This is a genomic window from Hyalangium sp., assembly GCF_035629615.1.
Lineage (GTDB): Bacteria > Myxococcota > Myxococcia > Myxococcales > Myxococcaceae > Hyalangium.
Window position 1 is genome coordinate 40,052 of sequence record NZ_DASPHO010000392.1, and the last position, 17,769, is coordinate 57,820.

Consider the following 17,769-nt stretch of genomic DNA (forward strand, 5'->3'; position numbering starts at 1 on the left):
TCACCAGCAGTGGCAAAGGACCATCGCCATGCTCTTGAAGACCGCTCTCGCACGAACGACTCTGATGGCTGTCGTGCTCCTCGCGGCGTCCCCCGCGCGCGCCGAGGAGCAGGCGGTCTTGTTGCATTCTGCGCCCGGCAAGGCCGAGCCCAACCGGCCGCTCCGGCTCGAAGGGACCCTGGTAGATGACGCCCGGAAGGCGACGGAGCTGATCATCCGCTACCGTGGCCCGGGCGAGCCCTACGCCGAGGCAGCCATGGAGCGGCAGTACGGCGATCTGTACCGCGGCGCCATCCCCGCCGAGCACATGATCCCCCCGGGCGTCGAGTACTACATCGAGGCCGTCTACAAGGGGGGCGAGCGCGTGCCCGTGTTCCACTCGGACGCCAAACCTACTCGCGTCATCGTCCCGGGAGAGCTCCCGCGCCCCAAGGTGGCCGTCGTAGAGCCCCGGGAGCCACCGGCACCCCCGCCGTCTGCTCCTCCCGCCAAGGGCACCTCGCGAAAGAAGGAGCCTGAGCCCGACGAAGCCCTGGCCGTGCTCTCGGCCGATGTCTCCAGCGAGCTGCAGCCGCCCGAACCTCCCGCCCGACCCAATGGGCGCAAGTCCCCGGGCGCGGCCGCGGCCAGGCCTGCCCCCTCGAGCGCCCCCGCTCCCTTGAGCGACCCTGCTCCCCCTGCCACTCCGGCGGCTCCCCCGGTGGAGCCCCTGGAGCCGATCAACTTCGAGCCTCCGGAGGCCTTGGGTGGAGCGAAGTCCCCGTCGCGCTCGGAGCTGGAGGAGGACCTGGCCCTCTACAGCGCGGAGGACACGCTCGCGCTCGCTACGCGCCACACGGAGTCCGTGACGCGGGTGCCCGCCATCGCCGCGTCCTTCGGGCGCGATCAGCTCCGGGCGCTCGGTGCGCGGACCGTGGCGGATGTGCTTGATGTGGTGCCCGGGCTCACCGTGAGCCGGGATGTTCAGGGCTTCCACCGCGTCGCCATTCGCGGGCTGCGCAACGACGCGGAGGTGCTCTTCCTCCTCAACGGACACCGGCTCAACAACTTCTTCGATGGGCGGGCGCTGCTGAACCTGCCGGTGGAGAACCTGGATCGCATCGAGGTGATCCGGGGCCCGGGCTCCTCCCTCTACGGGGCGGGTGCGTTCCTGGGCGTGGTCAACATCGTCACCGATCGCAGCGAGGGCGTGCGTGTCTCGGTCTCGGGCGGCGGCTTCCCCGAGCGAGGCGAGGAGCCGTTCGCCCCGACGCTGGACGCCCATGCCTCCTCGGCCGTCTCTGCTGGGGGCCTTCGTCTCTTCGGGGATCTGGACGTGTGGGTCCAGTCGGGCGACTCCTCACCCGTCGTCAACGACTCGCTGGACCAGGACACCCTCAACCAGAACCTGCGTCAGGCCAACCAGCCGGCCGGCAACACCCATGACAAGCGCCTGCTCCTCAACGTTGGCCTCGGCCTGTCCTACGATCTCGGCACGGCTGGCCGCTTGAACTCCTCCATCCGCCTGCTCACCGAGGACCGGACCGCCCTCGTGGGGCTGTTCGACACCGTCGGCGAGGACTCGGACCTGAGCTGGACGGTGGCGATGCTGGACCTCGAGTACGAGCGGGCCGTGGCCGACGGCATCCTCCTGCGCGTGCGCGGCTACGCGGATCAGCAGAACACCGACCGCCTCTTCCAGCTCGCCCCGGACGGCTTCCGCACCGGGGAAGGGGCGGACCAGGTTTTCCCGGATGGCCTGCTCGAGCAGACGCGCGTCACCGTGCGCACCCTGGGCCTGGGCATGGACTCGGACATGGTCCTGGGCCACACCAACCGTCTCTCCGTGGGCCTGGTGGCCGAGCTGCAGATGCTCGCCAGCTACGAGTACGAGACGAACTACACCCTCGACAACCGGGTCCTACCCACGCTCGCCCCGCCCGCGGGGCTGGTGAATGTGAAGGACATCGCCGACGGGGCCGCCGCCCAGCGCATGACGCTGGGGTTCTTCGCCCAGGATCAGTGGACGGTGATCAGCCCGCTGACGCTCACCTTCGGCCTGCGCGTGGACGCCACCCAGCTGCCCACCACGGATGACGCCGGCGTCATCTCCGGCACCCGACTCGTTCCCAGCATCAACCCGCGCGCGGGCCTCGTCTTCGCCGCCACCGACGCGCTCGTGCTCAAGGCGCTCTACGGGCGCTCCTTCCGCTCCCCCACGCTCCAGGAGCTCGTGGAGCGCATCCCCGACACCGACTACAACCAGGGCCGCTTCGAGGGTAACCCGACGCTGCGCCCCGCCACCGTGGACACCGTGGAGCTGGGGGTGGATGTCATCCAGGCCGCGGGAGACTCGCGCGTGCGCCTGCGTGGCAACCTCTTCTACGAGAGCTTCCGCTCACCCATCATCCCCGTGGACACCTCCGGCAACATCGTCCCGCTTCGCAACCGAGAGCTGGGAGTGCGCGTGATTGGCGTGGAGGCCGAGGCCCGGCTCGAGGCCTCCAAGCGCGCCAACGCCTGGGTCAACGCCTCCTTCTTCCGCGCCGAGGATCTGGAGCTGCCCTCGCAGTCGCGCCTGCTCACTGACACCCCCCAGGCCCGCTTCAACGCCGGCGTGTCCATGCCTATTGGCGACTGGGTGAACTTCGACGTGGTGGTGCGCGCGGGCGCTGAGCGGCGCAACAACACCCGCTCCGTGCTGGAGCTGATCCGCCGCTACCAGATCCCCGCCTACAGCCTCATCACCGTGCAGCTGCGCACCGAGCCCATCGCCGAGCACTTCGAGGCCTCGCTGGTGGCGCAGAACCTCTTCGACCATGACCTGCGCGACGACGTGCCCCGGCCGGATCGCGTCCCGGGCCTGCTGCCGCGCGAGGGCCAGTCCGTCTACCTCACCCTGAGGGCTCGCTACTGATGAACCGCCTGTCGCTCGCCGCTCTCCTGGCCACCGCGCTCGTCCCAGGGCTTGGCTGCCTGGCCTACAACGATCCGTGCCAGCCCCTCGTGGACGATCCGGATGCCGTGCTGGGCTACCTGGGCGAGGACATCTACCTGGAGCGGCCCTTCGCCCGGCATGACAACCACGCGCTGGGCCAGCTCGCGGCGGATTCCTACCAGCACATCGAGGACGACTCCTCCCTCCGGGCTGTGCTGGGCGTCGTCAACGGGGGCTCCATTCGCGCCGAGGGGCTGTGCATCACCCGCACCATGCTGCCCCATGGCCCGCTGACGGACGGCGTCCTCCACGAGGTGCTCCTCTTCGAGAACCAGGTCGTCACGGTGAACCTCACGGAGAAGGAGCTGGTGGACATGTTCGAGCACTCGGTGGGGGCGCTCCTCCCGGCCGGGCAGCCCGTCCCCAACCCCTCAGGGGCGTTCCTCCACGTCTCCGAGAGCACCACGCTGCGCGTGGACTGCGAGTACCCACGCGGCCAGCGGGTGCGGGAACTCACTGTGGGCGGCACACCGGTGCCCCTGCCTCCCCGCGGGGATGCGGTGGCCCGCTACCGGGTAGGCATGACCAGCTTTCTGCTCGGAGGGGGCGACGGCTACGGGCCCATCTTCGGCACCGCGGGACAGGACCCTGCCCGCAACCCGGTCTACTCCCAGAAAGAGGGAGGAGTGGACTCGAACATCGTCGCTGCCTACATGAGGGCGACGTATCCCACCGAGGCTCGGCCCCTGCGTGAGGCCGAGCGCATCGTTTTTGAGAACTGCGCGAGGCCCGTCCGGCCCACACGCTGAGGGCCGGGCGGGCTCAGCCCCTCAGGGCTTGGGCTCACCGTCGGGCGGAGCCGCCACCGCTGCTACCGGCACGGGGACCGGCTTGGGGGCCGGGGTGAGCACGTCATTGACCGAGGGCATCTTGCGGATGTCACCGCGGGCCACCTTCCAGGCCTGCTGGACGATCCAGGAGAGCGAGCGATCCTGGCGAGTCGCCTCGCGCTGGATCTCCTCGAGCATGTCCTCGGGGAAGTAGAGACTTTGCTTACGATGGTCAGTGGAGGACATGCGGTTTCCTACTCCTCGCGAGGATCTTGGCGTTCGTCGCCGGTGACGTCGTTGACGGCCGGGAAGGACTTGATTCGCTCGCGGGCGATCTTCCACGCCTGCTGCACGACCCAGGAAAGGGAGCGGTCTTGCCGGGTCGCCTCCTCCTGGATTTCCTTCAACATCTCTTCGGGGAAGTACAGCGATTGCTTGCGCTTGTCGGTGCCAGCCATACCGAGTCTCCGGAGCGGATGCGAGGTGACGACCTGAGACACACTGGCGGGGTTATCCGACAGACGCCCCAGCGGGTCAACGGTTTCAACGACTCCCCTTCATAAGCCGAGGGTGTGACACCGCGCAGCCTTTCTGCCCCATGTAGAAGCGTCGTGGCTACGTGAAATCCCTGGAACCCGCGCGCAAAACGTGCTGGAGGCCCAAAAGGGAAACGCCCCGGGCCTCGAAAGCGAGGCCCGGGGCGTTCCGGAAAGAGGGACCGCGAGGAACAAGTCCTTGCGGTCCCGTGGGCCCAGAGGGGGAGGGGGGGGACCCCTAGGCCCAACGCCATGAAATCTTGAAAATCATCCTTCTCAACACCGGCGGGCGCGCCCCCCATTCCGCTCCTGAATCCGGTAGGGAGATCATAAGAACCACCCCCAGTACCTTCAACCGATGGCGCATGGGTAAACGCAGCCGCCGGAAAAACCATTCCCCCTTCTGTTCGATGCCCCGCACTGGCCGCGACACGGACTTGATCACGTTGACACTCGAGGCCGCCTACCGGCGCTTCGGGCTCGCGGGACGCTCGGTGCTGCTGGCGGTGTCCGGCGGTGCGGACTCCACCGCGCTGCTCGCCGGCACGGCGCTCGTGCGAGCACGGCTGGGGCTCACGGTGGAGGTGGCCACCCTGGACCATGGTCTGAGGCCCGAGGCATTAGAGGACACACGAGCGGTCGAGCGGCTGGCTGTACTCCACGCGCTGCCATGTCATGTGCGGCAGCTGCACCTGCGACTCGGAGCGGGCGTGGAGCAGCGCTCGCGCCTTGCCCGATACGAGGCGCTCGAGGCCCTCCGCGTCGAGCGGGGACTCGCGGCGGTGGCCACCGCGCACACGGCTTCTGATCAGGCGGAGACACTGCTGATGCGGCTCGCGCGAGGCTCGGCCTTGCGGGGAGCAGCAGGCGTCCTGCCCAGGCGTGGCATGCTCGTTCGTCCATTGCTGGAGCGCACGCGCGAGGAGCTCGAGGCCTTCCTCCAGGAGCAGGGCACGGGCTTCCTGACGGATCCGATGAATGCCGATCCTCGCTTGTTCCGCGTTCGGGTCCGGCGGGACGCACTGCCTGCGCTCTCTCGAGCGGCGGGCTTCTCGGTGGTGGAGCGGCTGGCTTCCTTCTCGCGGCTGGCCGCCGAGGACGATGCGTTGCTGGAGGAGCTGGCGGCCACGGCCTGGCAGAGGCTCGTGCTGCCCGGGGGAGGCCTGGACGCGGTGGGAGTCCGCGCGCTGGAGCCTCCGCTGCGGCGCCGGGTGCTCGCGCGCCTGCTCTACGAGCACGGAGCGACAGTGGATGACGCCACGCTCGGACGGGCGCTGGATGCAGTGGGCCGAGGGCGCTCTGCCACTTTGAGCCATGGCCTTCAGCTCCGCGCCTCGGGCGGGACCGTGCGCTGTGGCCGTCCACGGGCCGCGGTGCGCAGCTCACTCTCCTTGAGGGGAGAGGGCGCCTCGGGGGTGCTGGAGGGGACGGGCTGGCGCTTCATGGTTGGCCCCACGCCTGGGCCCGAGGGAGCGCTCTGCCTGCCGCTCCCGGAGGAGCTCCGCTGGCCGCTCACCGTGCGGACGCGGAGGCCAGGGGATCGTGTGCGGGGGGCTGGGGGTTCGCGAAAGCTGCAGGACCTCTTCGTGGACCTCCGGGTCCCCGCCGAGCGTCGAGATCTCCATCCAGTGGTAACGGACGCGGAGGGGCAGCTGCTCTGGGTCCCAGGTCTCTGGGTGCCGCCGGAAGGCAAGGTTTTTTCCGGACAGTCGCTCTGGGGGCTTCCCCCGAGCCCAAGCAACGGGGGTAGCGGTCCGTTATAGAGTCATCACGGGGCGGATGAGGGATGGCCGCGTACCCCTAAATAGTTGAGGGCTTTTTGCTGTTGCTGATACGGTCCGAAGCAGGGCGGCTCGCCATGCGTCGGCCCAAATTGTTGAATTAGCTGGGCGTTTTCCAGCGCGGCCCGCATCCGCCGAGCATCGAAAGGGCAGCAGACACGTGCGTTCGACTTACAAGACCATCGGCCTCTGGGTGATCCTGATCGTCCTGTTCGTGGCCTTCTATAACTTCTTCTCTCAAGGCAGCGACCAGGTAGAGGAGCCCACCTTCACTCAGTTGCTGAAGAAGGTGGATGACAAGGAGGTCCGAGCCCTATCGGTCAAGGGCAACATCTATTCGGGCGAGTACGGCCCCAACAAGACACGGTTCCGGACGACCGGCCCCGTGGCTGACACCTCCATGCTCAACACGCTCCAAGAGAAGGGCGTGGACGTGAAGTACGAGAAGGAGGAGCAGAACAACCTGTGGTTGACCATCCTCGGCCAGTGGATGCCGGTGGTCTTCCTCTTCCTGTTCTTCATCTTCTTCATGCGCCAGCTCCAGGGTGGGAGCGGCAAGGCGATGACCTTCGGCAAGTCGAAGGCCAAGCTCCTCAACGAGAGCCACAACAAGGTGACGTTTGCCGACGTGGCTGGCGCGGACGAGTGCAAGGAGGAACTGGAGGAGATCGTCGCCTTCCTCAAGGATCCGAAGAAGTTCACCAAGCTGGGCGGCCGCATCCCCAAGGGCGTGCTGATGATGGGCTCGCCGGGTACGGGCAAGACGCTGCTGGCCCGCGCGGTGGCCGGTGAGGCCGGCGTGCCCTTCTTCTCCATCTCCGGCTCGGACTTCGTGGAGATGTTCGTGGGCGTGGGTGCCAGCCGCGTGCGTGACTTGTTCGAGCAGGGCAAGAAGAACGCCCCCTGCATCATCTTCATCGATGAGATCGACGCCGTGGGCCGCCACCGTGGCGCGGGCCTGGGCGGCGGTCATGACGAGCGCGAGCAGACGCTGAACCAGCTCCTGGTGGAGATGGACGGCTTCGAGTCCAACGAGGGAGTAATCCTGATCGCGGCCACCAACCGCCCGGACGTGCTGGATCCGGCGCTGCAGCGCCCCGGCCGCTTTGACCGGCGCATTGTGGTGCCGAGGCCGGATCTGAAGGGCCGGCTCGGGGTGCTCAAGGTGCACACGCGGCGCGTGCCGCTGGCCCCCGAGGTGGACCTCGAGGTGATTGCCCGCGGAACTCCGGGCATGACGGGCGCGGACCTGGAGAACCTGGTGAACGAGTCGGCGCTCATGGCCGCGCGGCAGAACAAGGAGCGCGTGGACACGAGCGACTTCGAGGCCGCCAAGGACAAGGTCTTCATGGGCCCCGAGCGCAAGTCCATGATCATGACGGAGAAGGAGAAGCGGAACACGGCGGTGCACGAGGCTGGCCACGCGCTGCTGGCCAAGCTGCTGCCCGGCTGCGATCCGCTCCACAAGGTCACGATCATTCCTCGCGGCCAGGCCCTGGGCGTCACCTGGAGCCTGCCCACCGAGGACAAGATCAACGGGTACAGGAAGCAGATCCTCGATCAGATCACCATGGCGATGGGCGGCCGGCTCGCCGAGGAGATCATGTTCGATGAGATGTCCAGCGGCGCCGCCAACGATATTGAGCGCGCCACGGAGACGGCGCGCGCCATGGTGTGCCGCTGGGGCATGAGCGAGAAGCTTGGGCCGCTGGCCTTCGGCAAGAGCGAGGGTGAGGTGTTCCTCGGCCGCGACTTCAGCGCCACGAAGGACTACTCGGAGGACACCGCGCGGCAGATCGACGCCGAGGTGCGCGGCATCGTCCTGGGCTGCTACGAGAACGGCAAGCGGCTGCTCACGGAGAACAAGGAAGTCCTCCAGCGCATCGCTGACGCGCTCGTGGAGTACGAGACGCTGGATGCCGAGGACGTGAACATCCTCCTCCAGGGCGGAGCCCTCACCCGCGAGCGGCCGCCCCCGCGCGTCACCGCCCCGCCGCCCAAGTCCACCGAGAAGAAGGACAAGCGGAAGATCCTCGACGCGCTCGAGGCGATCCCCAAGATGGAGCCGAACAAGGCGTAAGCCTGCTGCTCCGGTAGAACCCAGGCCCTCCCTGCTCCGTGCTGGGAGGGCCTTTCTTCTTTCTTCGCCGCCTCTCTGGAGCCCGCGCCATGATCCGCGCCCACCCTCTGCTTGCCGAGCGTCCGGAGGAGCTCGCGCTCGCCTTCCGGCGGATGGGGCTGCCGACGCCCGCCCGCGAGTACCTGCTGGAGAAGGTGCCCCAGTACCGGCTCCTGCTCACGGGGCTGACGCGCGTGGAGGGGCGCTTCCTCAAGGGGCTCTTCGAGGCCTCCGAGGCTCCTGGGCGGGAGGAGTACCCCTCCTATGTCGCCGGGGATCCGCGCACCCGCCTGGGCAGCGGGATGCTTGCGGGACGGCGGGAGCAGTTCGATCGGCTGATCGCCGCGGCCAGGGCCGACTCGGAGCTCTCCGGGCTGGCCGAGGTGCTCACTCGGGCGCTGGGCGTGGTGGCGGCGCCGGCGCCGCTCACGCTGGGTGGGCGTACGTTCACCTTTGGCTCGCGCACCTTCGTGATGGGCGTGGTGAACGTGACGCCGGACAGCTTCTCCGAGGGGGGACGGTATGCCTCCACGGACGCGGCCATCGCGCACGGGCTGAGGTTGGCAGAGGCGGGTGCGGACGTGCTGGACGTGGGCGGCGAGTCCACCCGGCCAGGCTCCCAGCCCGTCTCCACCGAGGAGGAGCTGGCCCGCGTGCTGCCCGTCCTGGAGGGGCTGCGCGCCCGCACGCAGGTGCCCCTCTCGGTGGACACCACCAAGGCGGCTGTCGCGCGCGAGGCGCTGAAGGCGGGTGTCGTGCTCATTAACGACATCAGCGGCTTCCACTTCGATCCGGAGCTGCCGCGCGTGGTGGCCGAGGCCCGCGCGGCGTGTTGCCTCATGCACATCCAGGGCACCCCGCAGACGATGCAGAATGCACCGCGCTACGAGGATCTGCTGGACGAGGTGCTCGCTTTTCTGGAGGACGGCATAGGACGTGCAGTGGCCGCGGGTGTGGCTCGCGAGTCCATCCTGGTGGACCCGGGTATCGGGTTCGGGAAGTCCATAGGCCACAACCTGTTCTTGCTACGGAGGCTCAGTGATCTACGGATGCTGGGGTTGCCGGTGTTGGTGGGAACCAGCCGCAAGGGGTTCCTTGGCGCGCTCACTGGGGGCAAGCCGGCGAGCGAGCGTCTGGCCGCCACCCTCGGTTCGGTCGCGGCGGTTGCGGCCCTGGGAGCCGCGGACTTCGTGCGAGTGCACGACGTGGCGGAGGCGCGCGACACGCTGGCAGTGACAGAGGCCATCCGTGCCGCCTCGGACGGAGGCGCGCTCTACGCAACGACCAAGGTGGGTGGCTGAAGGGGCAGGTGATCCCAAGGAATACGCATGGTTGGCATGGTTGCCCCGAGGCGTTTGACTTCCTAGCTTCGAGCCTGTGTCGAGCGCGCGGTATAAGGCGCTCGGGCGGGATGCCGGAGGTGCTCCGGCGCGGGAAAAGGTGAGAGGCGGCACACATGGCTTACAAGATGAATATGTCTCCCAAAGAGGAGCGGGCGTCGCAGCGGCTGTTTGGCACGGACGGCGTGCGGGGCGTGGCGAACGTCCACCCGATGACGGCCGAGGTGGCGATGCAGCTCGGGCGAGCGCTCGCGTACCTGATCCGCAACGGGCCGCACCGGCACCGCGTCATCATCGGCAAGGACACGCGGCTGTCCGGCTACATGCTGGAGCAGGCGCTGGCGGCGGGCATCACCTCCATGGGCGTGGACGTGTGGCTGACGGGGCCGCTGCCCACTCCGGGCATCTCCAACCTCACCACCTCCATGCGCGCGGATGCAGGCGCGGTGATCTCCGCTTCCCACAACCCATACCAGGACAACGGCATCAAGTTCTTCTGGCGGGACGGGTTCAAGCTGCCGGACGAGACGGAGGCGAAGCTGGAGGAGCTGGTGTCCACGGGCGACATGGACACCATCCGGCCCACGGCGGACAACGTCGGCCGCGCGTTCCGCCTGGAGGATGCGCGGGGCCGCTACATCGTCTTCCTCAAGGCCACGTTCCCTCGCGAGCTGACGCTGGAGGGCATGACCATCGTCGTGGACTGTGCCAACGGCGCGGCCTACAAGACGGCGCCCTCGGTGCTGGAGGAGCTGGGCGCCAAGGTGATCTCGCTGGGCGTGTCGCCGGACGGCAAGAACATCAACGAGAAGTGCGGCGCGCTGTACCCGGAGGGCCTGGCGCGCGCGGTGGTGGAGCACGGGGCGCACCTCGGCCTGGCGCTGGATGGGGACGCGGACCGGCTCATCGTCGTGGACGAGAAGGGCAAGGTGGTGGATGGCGACGCCATCATGGCCATCTGCACGGGCGAGCTGGTGGCGCGCGAGCAGCTGAAGAAGAAGACGCTGGTGGCCACGGTGATGAGCAACATCGGCCTGGAGCGCGCGGTGTCGCGCTGGGGCGTGAAGGTGGCTCGCACGCGCGTGGGGGACCGCTACGTCGTCGAGGAGATGCGCAAGCACGGCTACAGCCTGGGCGGCGAGCAGAGCGGTCACCTCATCTTCCTGGATCAGTCGACGACGGGTGATGGGACGCTGGCGGCGCTGCAGCTGCTGGCGGTGATGTGCCGGCAGGGCAAGCCGCTGAGCGAGCTGGCCTCCATCTTCGAGCCGGTGCCGCAGACGCTGCTCAACGTGGTGGTGAGGGAGAAGCGCGAGCTGGGTGAGCTGCCCGAGGTCATGAAGGCCATCCACAGTGTGGAGCAGCGGCTGGGGAACGACGGCCGCGTGCTGGTGCGCTTCTCCGGCACCGAGCCCAAGGTCCGCATCCTCATCGAGGGCGAGGACGGGGCGCGCAACGAGGCCTACGCGAAGGAGATCGCCGAGGCGCTCTCCAAGGCCCTGAACTGACGACAGCAGCTCATTCCGGGGGACTCCCCAGGGGGATGAGGCCTCACGCTCGATGTGTGGGAGGGCCTGGCGGCAGTAGGCTCTCGGGTGATGAGCCTCTACGAGCAGCTGTCTGATGCACTCGAGAACGACCCGCCCGAGAGCGCCCAGGAGGTGCTCCTCAACGCGGCGTTCCTCTTCGAGAAGGCGGTCCTGTCGTCCGCCACGCAGGATCCCCAGGACTTCGCACGCTCCATGGGGTGGCCGCCCGAGGTCATCGACCAGGAGACCTCCGAGGCAGGAGTCCACCTGCTGCGCGACGCGCTGACTCGCTTCATTCATCGATGGATGGAGCACCCGTCGGCGGGGTTGGCGGTGTGGGCTCTGGGAAAGCTGCACTACCCAGGGCTGAAGCCCCTCTTCGACGAGGTGCTGGAGCACCACCTGGAGCGCGATCCGAACCTTCTCTACCAGGCGCTGATCGCCTTGCAGAACCTGGGCATCCGACTGCCGGGAGAAGAGCAGGGGATGTCCGTCTACGAGGTGGAGCGCAACCGGGTCATGGCTCGAAGCTATCGGCTGCAGCCGGGAGAGAGCCTGGAGGCCTTCGCCCAGAGCACGGCTCCGGTCGAGTCGATCCTCCGGCTGCTCCAGGAGCTGGTACGGACCCCCAGCCGAGGAGGGCTCGACGCCTATGACTCGGCCATTACCCTCGTTCGTCACTGGCTGGATGGGCAGGGGGTCTCCAGTGAAGTGCTGATGGACGAGCGCGGGCAGCCCGTCGCCCTGCATGCGCGAGTGGGCCAGGGAAGTCCCAGCTTCGTGCTCAACGCACCCCTGGACACGGCGTCCTACGGAGACGAGGCGCGCTGGACGCACCCACCGGCCTCGGGCCTGCTCCAGGATGGGTGGCTGCACGGGCGGGGGAGCGGCGACAGCAAGAGCGCGGTGGCCATCTTCTGCCACATCGCCGCGGCGCTCCATCGCAGGAGGCTGTTCGGCAAGGGCTCCGTGGAGCTGCTCTTCGATGCGGACGAGCACACGGGACGGCTGGGAGGCATGCGGGCGTGGCTGGCCCGGCGGCCAGAGGGTGTGGCGGGAGTCTTCATCGGCTACCCGGGAGACGAGCGCATCATGATCGGCAGCCGCGGCTTCTGGCGGGCCCGCCTGCGGGTGCATGGGGAGCCGGGTCACTCGGGGGCCGGGCGCCGGAAGGCGACGAACGCACTGAGCCAGGCAGCCCTGCTGGTGCGCGCGCTGGAGGCGGCCCCGCTCCCGCAGCAGATGCGCGAGGACTTCCCGCTGCCGCCCAAGCTCACGGTGACAGGGGTAAGGGGAGGGGGAGACTTCGCACTCGTGCCGGACAGCGCCATCGTGGAGGTGGACCTGCGCCTGACGCCGGTCTTCGAGGCCGCCGCCGCCGAGGCGCTTGTGCGCGATGCCGTGCGGAAGGTGGATGAGGCACGACCTGGGCCGCGCTCCACGGAGATAGAGGTGCTCCCAGGCTGGCCCGCATACGTCCTGTCCCCCGAGTCCGGGCTGGCCCGGGCGCTTCAGCGCTCCGTCGAGGAGGTCCGGGGCACACCGATACCTTTGGAGATCGCGGGCCCTTCGAACACGGGGAACCTGCTCGCCACGCAGGGCATTCCCGCCACGTGCGGCTTCGGGGTGCGCTACCGGAACATCCACGCGCCAGACGAGGCCATTGACGTCTCCACTCTTGGCCCCACCTACCGCGCATACCTGGGCGCGCTCGAGCTGCTGCTCGATGACACGGAGGTCCCTCTCAGCTCCCAGGCTGCTGCCGACAAAGGGAGACCGTGAACGACGCAGTGGGGTGTCATCGCGTGGGCCCAAGCTGCTCTTCGAGGAAGGTGCGGCGGGCGCTGAATCGCTCGAGCTGAACGGGGAAGGCCGTCGCGAAGTCTTCCAGTTCCTGGCGGACCCGCGGGTCGTCATGGGGCGCGGTCTCGAGCAGGGCTTGCACTGCGTCGGCGCGGTTCCGCATCGCCGAATTGCTCCAGACGTCCGTCACGACGCGGCTCAGGTGCGCGCGGAAGCGAGCGTTCAGGCGCGGATGCTCCCGCACCCGTTGAGGCAGACGGGCCCGAGGTACCTGGAGCGGATCGAGCTCTGGCCGATCCATCAGCTGGTCCATTCCATGGGGGAGGAAGACGAAGCGCCCATCCCCAGGCCGGTGGTAGAGGTAGTAATTGTTGAGGTTGAGGGAGTAGCCGTCCCAGTGCGCCAGCGCCGCATCCAGGGCGTAGCTGGTGAGGAAGGCCTCCACGTCGAGCACGGCCTCCAGTGTCTGCTCCAGGGTGTCATCTGGGGTCTGCTCGACAACGGTGGCCAGCACCTCCAGATCCTTGCGAGTCCGCTCTTCCTCCTGCTCGTTCTTGAGGTCCAGCAGGGCGGGGCTTCCCTGTGGAGCGGCGAAGTCCACACAGCAGGGGCCTTCGTAGAGGTTGCCGCGGCCGTCGCCGAACTCCGCTCGGAGGAAGGTCTTTTCATAGGCCTCCCTCATCACGTAGAGGCCCAGGGGCTTCCCGTTGAACACCACCATCGCGTGCGCGCTTCGGGGAGCGACGAGCCCTGCCTGGCGGTAGAGCTCGTACGCGAGGTGCTCATTGAGCAGGCTGCGGTCCTGGATCGAGTTGTTCAGGAGCAGCCGGTCCAGCCCCTGATAGGTCTGATCGCGGACGAACTCATCGAACTTCAAGCTCCAGCCCGGCTTCCCCGCAAGGGAGGACACCGAGCCTCTCCCCCCTTTCTGGCGGATGCCCACGTTGCGCAGAGATACCCCATTGATAGAGATGTCACACGGGACGCGCTGCTCGCGGTCCTGCTCCAGCGCGGCGAGGTGCTCGGACGCCACCTGGATGGAGATGAGGTGGAGGACGCGGGTATCGAAGGCGCGCGCCGGACCCGCGGCGTCCGGTAGCGCCGCTGCCCCCTGAGTGCAGGCCGGCAGCGCCGCGAGCAGTGCCACCGCAAGCACTCCTATGGCTCCTCGCATCCTGAGCATGGCTCAGGGAGAAGTAGGCATGGAGTCAGTCCAACGCCACGTAAGTACGGGATCGGACCTTTGCCAGTGTCAGAAGTCCGGGAGAGGTGTACGCGAGTGGATAGGTCCACGGAGCACTCGCTGACAGCCCCGCCGCGCTTCTCGTAGACATACGGCGCGCAGACAGAAGGGGGGAGCCGTGCGGCCCGGAATGGAACCAGAGGTGGAGGTTCGTGGCAGACCTCGGATCTTTGTCGACTTCTCGCTGGTGGATTACCGCACCCGGGTGACAGGCATCCCGCGAGTGGCCTATGCGTACCTCGAGGAGGGGTACCTGCTCGGACGCGAGCTCGGGTTCGATCTCCTCCCGGTGTACCTCCAGAATGGCGAGCTCATCGATGCACGCCCTTTTCTCGTCGGGAGCAACCTCCGCCGCTTCCGTCGCCAGCCGAGCCTCGGGAGCCTCCTCCAGCTCTTCAGGTCGGGGATGTACTTCATGCTGCACGTGCTGCGGCTCTTCGCCGTCTCGTGCGCGGTTCCCTTCTTCCGGCTCGCCAGCTGGCTCTTCTCGTTCGAGTTCTTCGATCTCTGGCGGAACGTGCTCCATGCCGGCTTTCGCAAGGGCTACTTCTCGCTCAAGCGGCTCGTCAACGACTCCCTCGGGCGGCGCGTGGAGTTCCAGCCGGGCGATGTCCTCTTCATGCCCGCGTACTGGCATGACACCCCGCCAGGCCACTACATGCAGTTGCGGCAGCGAGGGCTCGTCATCTGCCCGCTGGTGCATGACATCCTCCCGATCACCCACCCGGAGTTCTACGAGTCTCCGTGGAGAGAGCAGTTCGAGCGCTGGGTGTTCGAGGTGCTGAGCCACAGCGATCACATCTATTACGTCTCAGAGGCCACCCGCCGGGCTGTGACCGCGGTCAACGCGAGCAGGTTCAAGCGGAGCCTTCCCAGCAGCACCATCCTGCACCATGGGAGCGGGTTCTCGGACCACGCGCTCGCCTCTCCCCAGGAGGCGCAGACGGCAACTCAGGCGGTTCGCCGGGCGCCTCCGTACTTCCTGATGGTCGGGTCGATTGAGCCGAAGAAGAACCACCTGAAGGTGCTCGCGGAGTTCGAGGCCCTCTGGCGCCGCGACGTCCGGGTCCAGCTCGTCATCGCAGGGAGCGGTGGATGGAAGAACGAGCAGATCCTGCAGACGCTGCGTGGCCATTCGCACCTGCATGCGTCGCTCATCTGGCGGGACAACGTGAGCGATGAGGAGCTCACCGGGCTGTACCGGGATGCGGCGGGGTTGATCCAGGCCTCCGAGGCCGAAGGCTTCGGGCTCCCGCTCATCGAGGCCCTCTCGCAGGGGACTCCGGTGCTCGCCAATGACATCCCCGTGTTTCGTGAGCTGGTCGGGGCGCATGCGATATTCTTCGACATCCACCGGGAAGGAGAGCTGGGCGGGAAGGTGGAGCAGCTGCTCCATGAAGGCCTTCGGCCGACAGACTTCTCGTGGCCCACCTGGAGAGAGCGCTCGCAGGTCCTGTTCGAGGATCTCCTAGCGCGCTCGCGCGGGGTGGTGCCCGAGCGCAGCCAGGAGCGCACCGTCCCCCAGGCTGTGAGCGCATGATGCGGGAGGGAGCGGCGCTTACGTTCTCCGGTAGCCGCCGTGACGCGGCGAGGGCACCCACACCCACTGCTCCAGCTGCTCGTAGCGCCCAGGCACCCACTTCTGCGCATAGTGGCCCCCCTCGCACTTCTTCACGTAGCGCCGCGAGCCGCCTCGGCAGTCCTCCGCCACCCACACCTGCTCGTAGTGGCCCTCCACCCACTTCTTCACCATCCGGAGCTCGTAGCGGCCATTCTGGTTCGCAGGGGGCGCCCGGCGGTTGTCGTGGCCGCCGTTGGAGCCATTCCCCCAGCCGGGGCCGCGGAAGTCCCGTGCTACCACACTGGAAGCGTCATGCTCGGCCTGGGCGTCCGCCGCTTGAGCGGTAGAACCGAGGAGCAGCGCGCCGAGAGCCAGGGAGAAGAAGCCGATCTTGAGAGCCATGTGCGAGTTCCTCCGTCGTGTTGTCTTGTCTGACGGAGGATCCGCCGGGGCATTCAGTCCGAGGGCGCGAGCCGGGAGAGCACGGCCTCGATGTGGTCGCGATCGAAGGGCTTCTCGACCATGGGGTTGAGCACCTGGGCGATGAAGGCCCGCGCCGCGTCCGTGAAGATGCCGCCGGTCATGAAGACCACTCGCCGCGCCATGGCGGGGAACTGCTCCTGCAGCACCCGGTAGAACTCCATTCCGCTCATGTGCGGCATCATCAGGTCGCACAGGATCACGTCGAACCGCTCCCCCTGGCGCAGCCGCTCCAGGGCCTGACGCGCTTCGGTAGTGGTCACGACCTCATGGTTCCGGCTGAGCGCTCGCTTCAGGGCCGAGCCAACGGATGCCTCGTCATCCACGATGAGCAGCCGCAGGGCGCGCGAGGGCTGGGGCGAGGGGCCGGTGACTTCGCCGCGCGCGGGCGCCGGCGCTGCCGAGGGGAACACCACGCGGAAGCAGGTACCGGTCGAGCTGTGGCTGCGCACCTGAATCTCTCCGCCGGCCTCCGACACGATGGCGTGGGAGATCGCGAGCCCCAGCCCTGTGCCTTGTCCTACGGGCTTGGTGGTGAAGAACGGATCGAAGATGTGCGCCAGGTGTTGGGGCGGAATGCCACGGCCATTGTCCTCTACCTCGACGATGGCCTTGCCGCTCTCCGTGAAGGTGGCGACGCGCAGGTGGTTCTCCGCGGTGCGCTCTTCCGGGAAGGCCTGCACGGCGTTCATCAGCAGGTTCACCAGCACCTGGCCCAAGCGCGCCTCGTTTCCGGCGACAGGCGGCACGGCGCTGAGCTCCTGGCGGACTGTGCAGCGGTGGCGCAGCTGGTGCGCGGTGACCTTGAGGGCCCACCCCGCCGCGGCGCGCAGATCGGCCTGCTGTCCCACCTCTGGAGCGCTGTGCGAGAACGTCTTCAGGTCTCGAACGATGTCGCGAATGCGGTTCGTCCCCTCCAGTGCTTCCACCAGGGACTGCTTCACCTCGGACAACAGCTCCGGCGCGGGGTGTGTCACCAGCTCCGTCATGCTCTCCTGCACGAACACGAGCGCCGCGGACACGAACGAGAGCGGGTTGTTGATCTCATGTGCCACCCCCGCCGCCAGCGTGCCCACGGAGGCGAGCTGGTTGGCCAACTGCAACCGCAGGCGCAGTTGTTGCTCTTCGGTGATGTCCCGCGCCACCAGCAGGAGCGAGCGCTCGTCGTCGAGGTCGATCTCTCTGAGCAGGGAGGCCTCCACCACCGCGGGCTCCCGGCCTTCCCGCAGCAGCCGGAGCACCGCGCACCCGCCGTCCGCTGGCCGGGCCTGGCGCTCCGCGAGCAGCTCCCGGCAGCGCTCCCGATCCTCCGGCGCGAGCAGCTCGATGAAGTTCCTGCCCATCAGCCTGCTCGCCGAGGGCGCTCCCAGCGTGTGCGCCGCATGCGCGTTGGCGAACCGGATCTCCCCGTCTTCGCGGACGATGACGATGACATCGGGGATGTTCTCGATGATCTCGAGAAACCCGAGCTGCTGCGTCACCAGACGCTCGGCCCACGTGCTCTCGGTGCTCATGTTCCCAGACACCCCCTGTCACTCCCGACGGGCACGTGTCTCGTCACGGCCGGGAGCAGGGGAAGAGTTCACCCATCCCTCTCAAGGATCACCATACCTCCTGAGTCGGATTGACT

13 protein-coding genes are annotated in these 17,769 nt (G+C 67.9%); 8 read left to right on the forward strand and 5 right to left on the reverse strand.

Translation table 11 applies throughout. The annotated features are described in order from the left end of the window. Positions 1-64 precede the first annotated feature (64 nt). Positions 65-2,896, forward strand: coding sequence for a TonB-dependent receptor plug domain-containing protein (locus VD972_RS20190; RefSeq protein WP_324989405.1), 2,832 nt, complete (start codon positions 65-67; stop codon positions 2,894-2,896). Then, positions 2,896-3,726, forward strand: a complete 831-nt coding sequence (locus tag VD972_RS20195; RefSeq protein ID WP_324989407.1) for a 5'-nucleotidase — start codon at positions 2,896-2,898, stop codon at positions 3,724-3,726. Before VD972_RS20190 ends, VD972_RS20195 begins: the two co-directional genes overlap by 1 nt. Before the next feature lie 21 nt (positions 3,727-3,747). On the opposite strand, the gene VD972_RS20200 is transcribed toward VD972_RS20195, so the two are convergent. Beyond that, positions 3,748-3,993, reverse strand: coding sequence for a TIGR04563 family protein (locus tag VD972_RS20200; RefSeq protein ID WP_324989409.1), 246 nt, complete (start codon positions 3,991-3,993; stop codon positions 3,748-3,750). An 8-nt stretch (positions 3,994-4,001) separates the two neighbouring features. Continuing rightward, complete coding sequence (locus VD972_RS20205; protein ID WP_002638649.1) at positions 4,002-4,205, reverse strand: TIGR04563 family protein; 204 nt, start codon at positions 4,203-4,205, stop codon at positions 4,002-4,004. A gap of 515 nt (positions 4,206-4,720) precedes the next feature. On the opposite strand from VD972_RS20205, the gene tilS reads away from it, so the two are divergent. The 5 genes from tilS to VD972_RS20230 all read left to right on the forward strand — a co-directional run bounded on the left by tilS (position 4,721) and on the right by VD972_RS20230 (position 12,834). Next, on the forward strand, positions 4,721-6,046 hold the full coding sequence (tilS, locus tag VD972_RS20210; RefSeq protein ID WP_324989422.1) for a tRNA lysidine(34) synthetase TilS: 1,326 nt from the start codon (positions 4,721-4,723) through the stop codon (positions 6,044-6,046). Positions 6,047-6,224: 178 nt separating this feature from the next. Continuing rightward, positions 6,225-8,144 (forward strand): ATP-dependent zinc metalloprotease FtsH, encoded by a 1,920-nt coding sequence (gene ftsH / locus VD972_RS20215; RefSeq protein WP_324989424.1) that lies wholly within the window; start codon positions 6,225-6,227, stop codon positions 8,142-8,144. An 89-nt stretch (positions 8,145-8,233) separates the two neighbouring features. Continuing rightward, entirely contained in the window at positions 8,234-9,484 is a 1,251-nt protein-coding gene (folP, locus tag VD972_RS20220) for a dihydropteroate synthase (protein WP_324989427.1), read from the forward strand. A 155-nt stretch (positions 9,485-9,639) separates the two neighbouring features. Continuing rightward, entirely contained in the window at positions 9,640-11,031 is a 1,392-nt protein-coding gene (gene glmM / locus VD972_RS20225) for a phosphoglucosamine mutase (RefSeq protein WP_324989429.1), read from the forward strand. Between the two features lie 90 nt (positions 11,032-11,121). After that, positions 11,122-12,834, forward strand: coding sequence for a M20 family metallopeptidase (locus VD972_RS20230; protein ID WP_324989431.1), 1,713 nt, complete (start codon positions 11,122-11,124; stop codon positions 12,832-12,834). Between the two features lie 16 nt (positions 12,835-12,850). On the opposite strand, the gene VD972_RS20235 is transcribed toward VD972_RS20230, so the two are convergent. After that, positions 12,851-14,002 (reverse strand): CotH kinase family protein, encoded by a 1,152-nt coding sequence (locus VD972_RS20235; protein ID WP_324989432.1) that lies wholly within the window; start codon positions 14,000-14,002, stop codon positions 12,851-12,853. Positions 14,003-14,228: 226 nt separating this feature from the next. Here VD972_RS20235 and VD972_RS20240 point away from each other — a divergent pair, with 226 nt between their 5' ends. Continuing rightward, entirely contained in the window at positions 14,229-15,638 is a 1,410-nt protein-coding gene (locus tag VD972_RS20240; RefSeq protein WP_324989434.1) for a glycosyltransferase family 1 protein, read from the forward strand. Positions 15,639-15,656: 18 nt separating this feature from the next. Here VD972_RS20240 and VD972_RS20245 read toward each other — a convergent pair whose 3' ends face one another. Beyond that, complete coding sequence (locus VD972_RS20245; protein ID WP_324989435.1) at positions 15,657-16,061, reverse strand: hypothetical protein; 405 nt, start codon at positions 16,059-16,061, stop codon at positions 15,657-15,659. A gap of 53 nt (positions 16,062-16,114) precedes the next feature. Beyond that, positions 16,115-17,653: an ATP-binding protein gene (locus VD972_RS20250; RefSeq protein ID WP_324989436.1), complete on the reverse strand. Its 1,539-nt coding sequence runs from the start codon at positions 17,651-17,653 to the stop codon at positions 16,115-16,117. Positions 17,654-17,769: the final 116 nt, after the last annotated feature.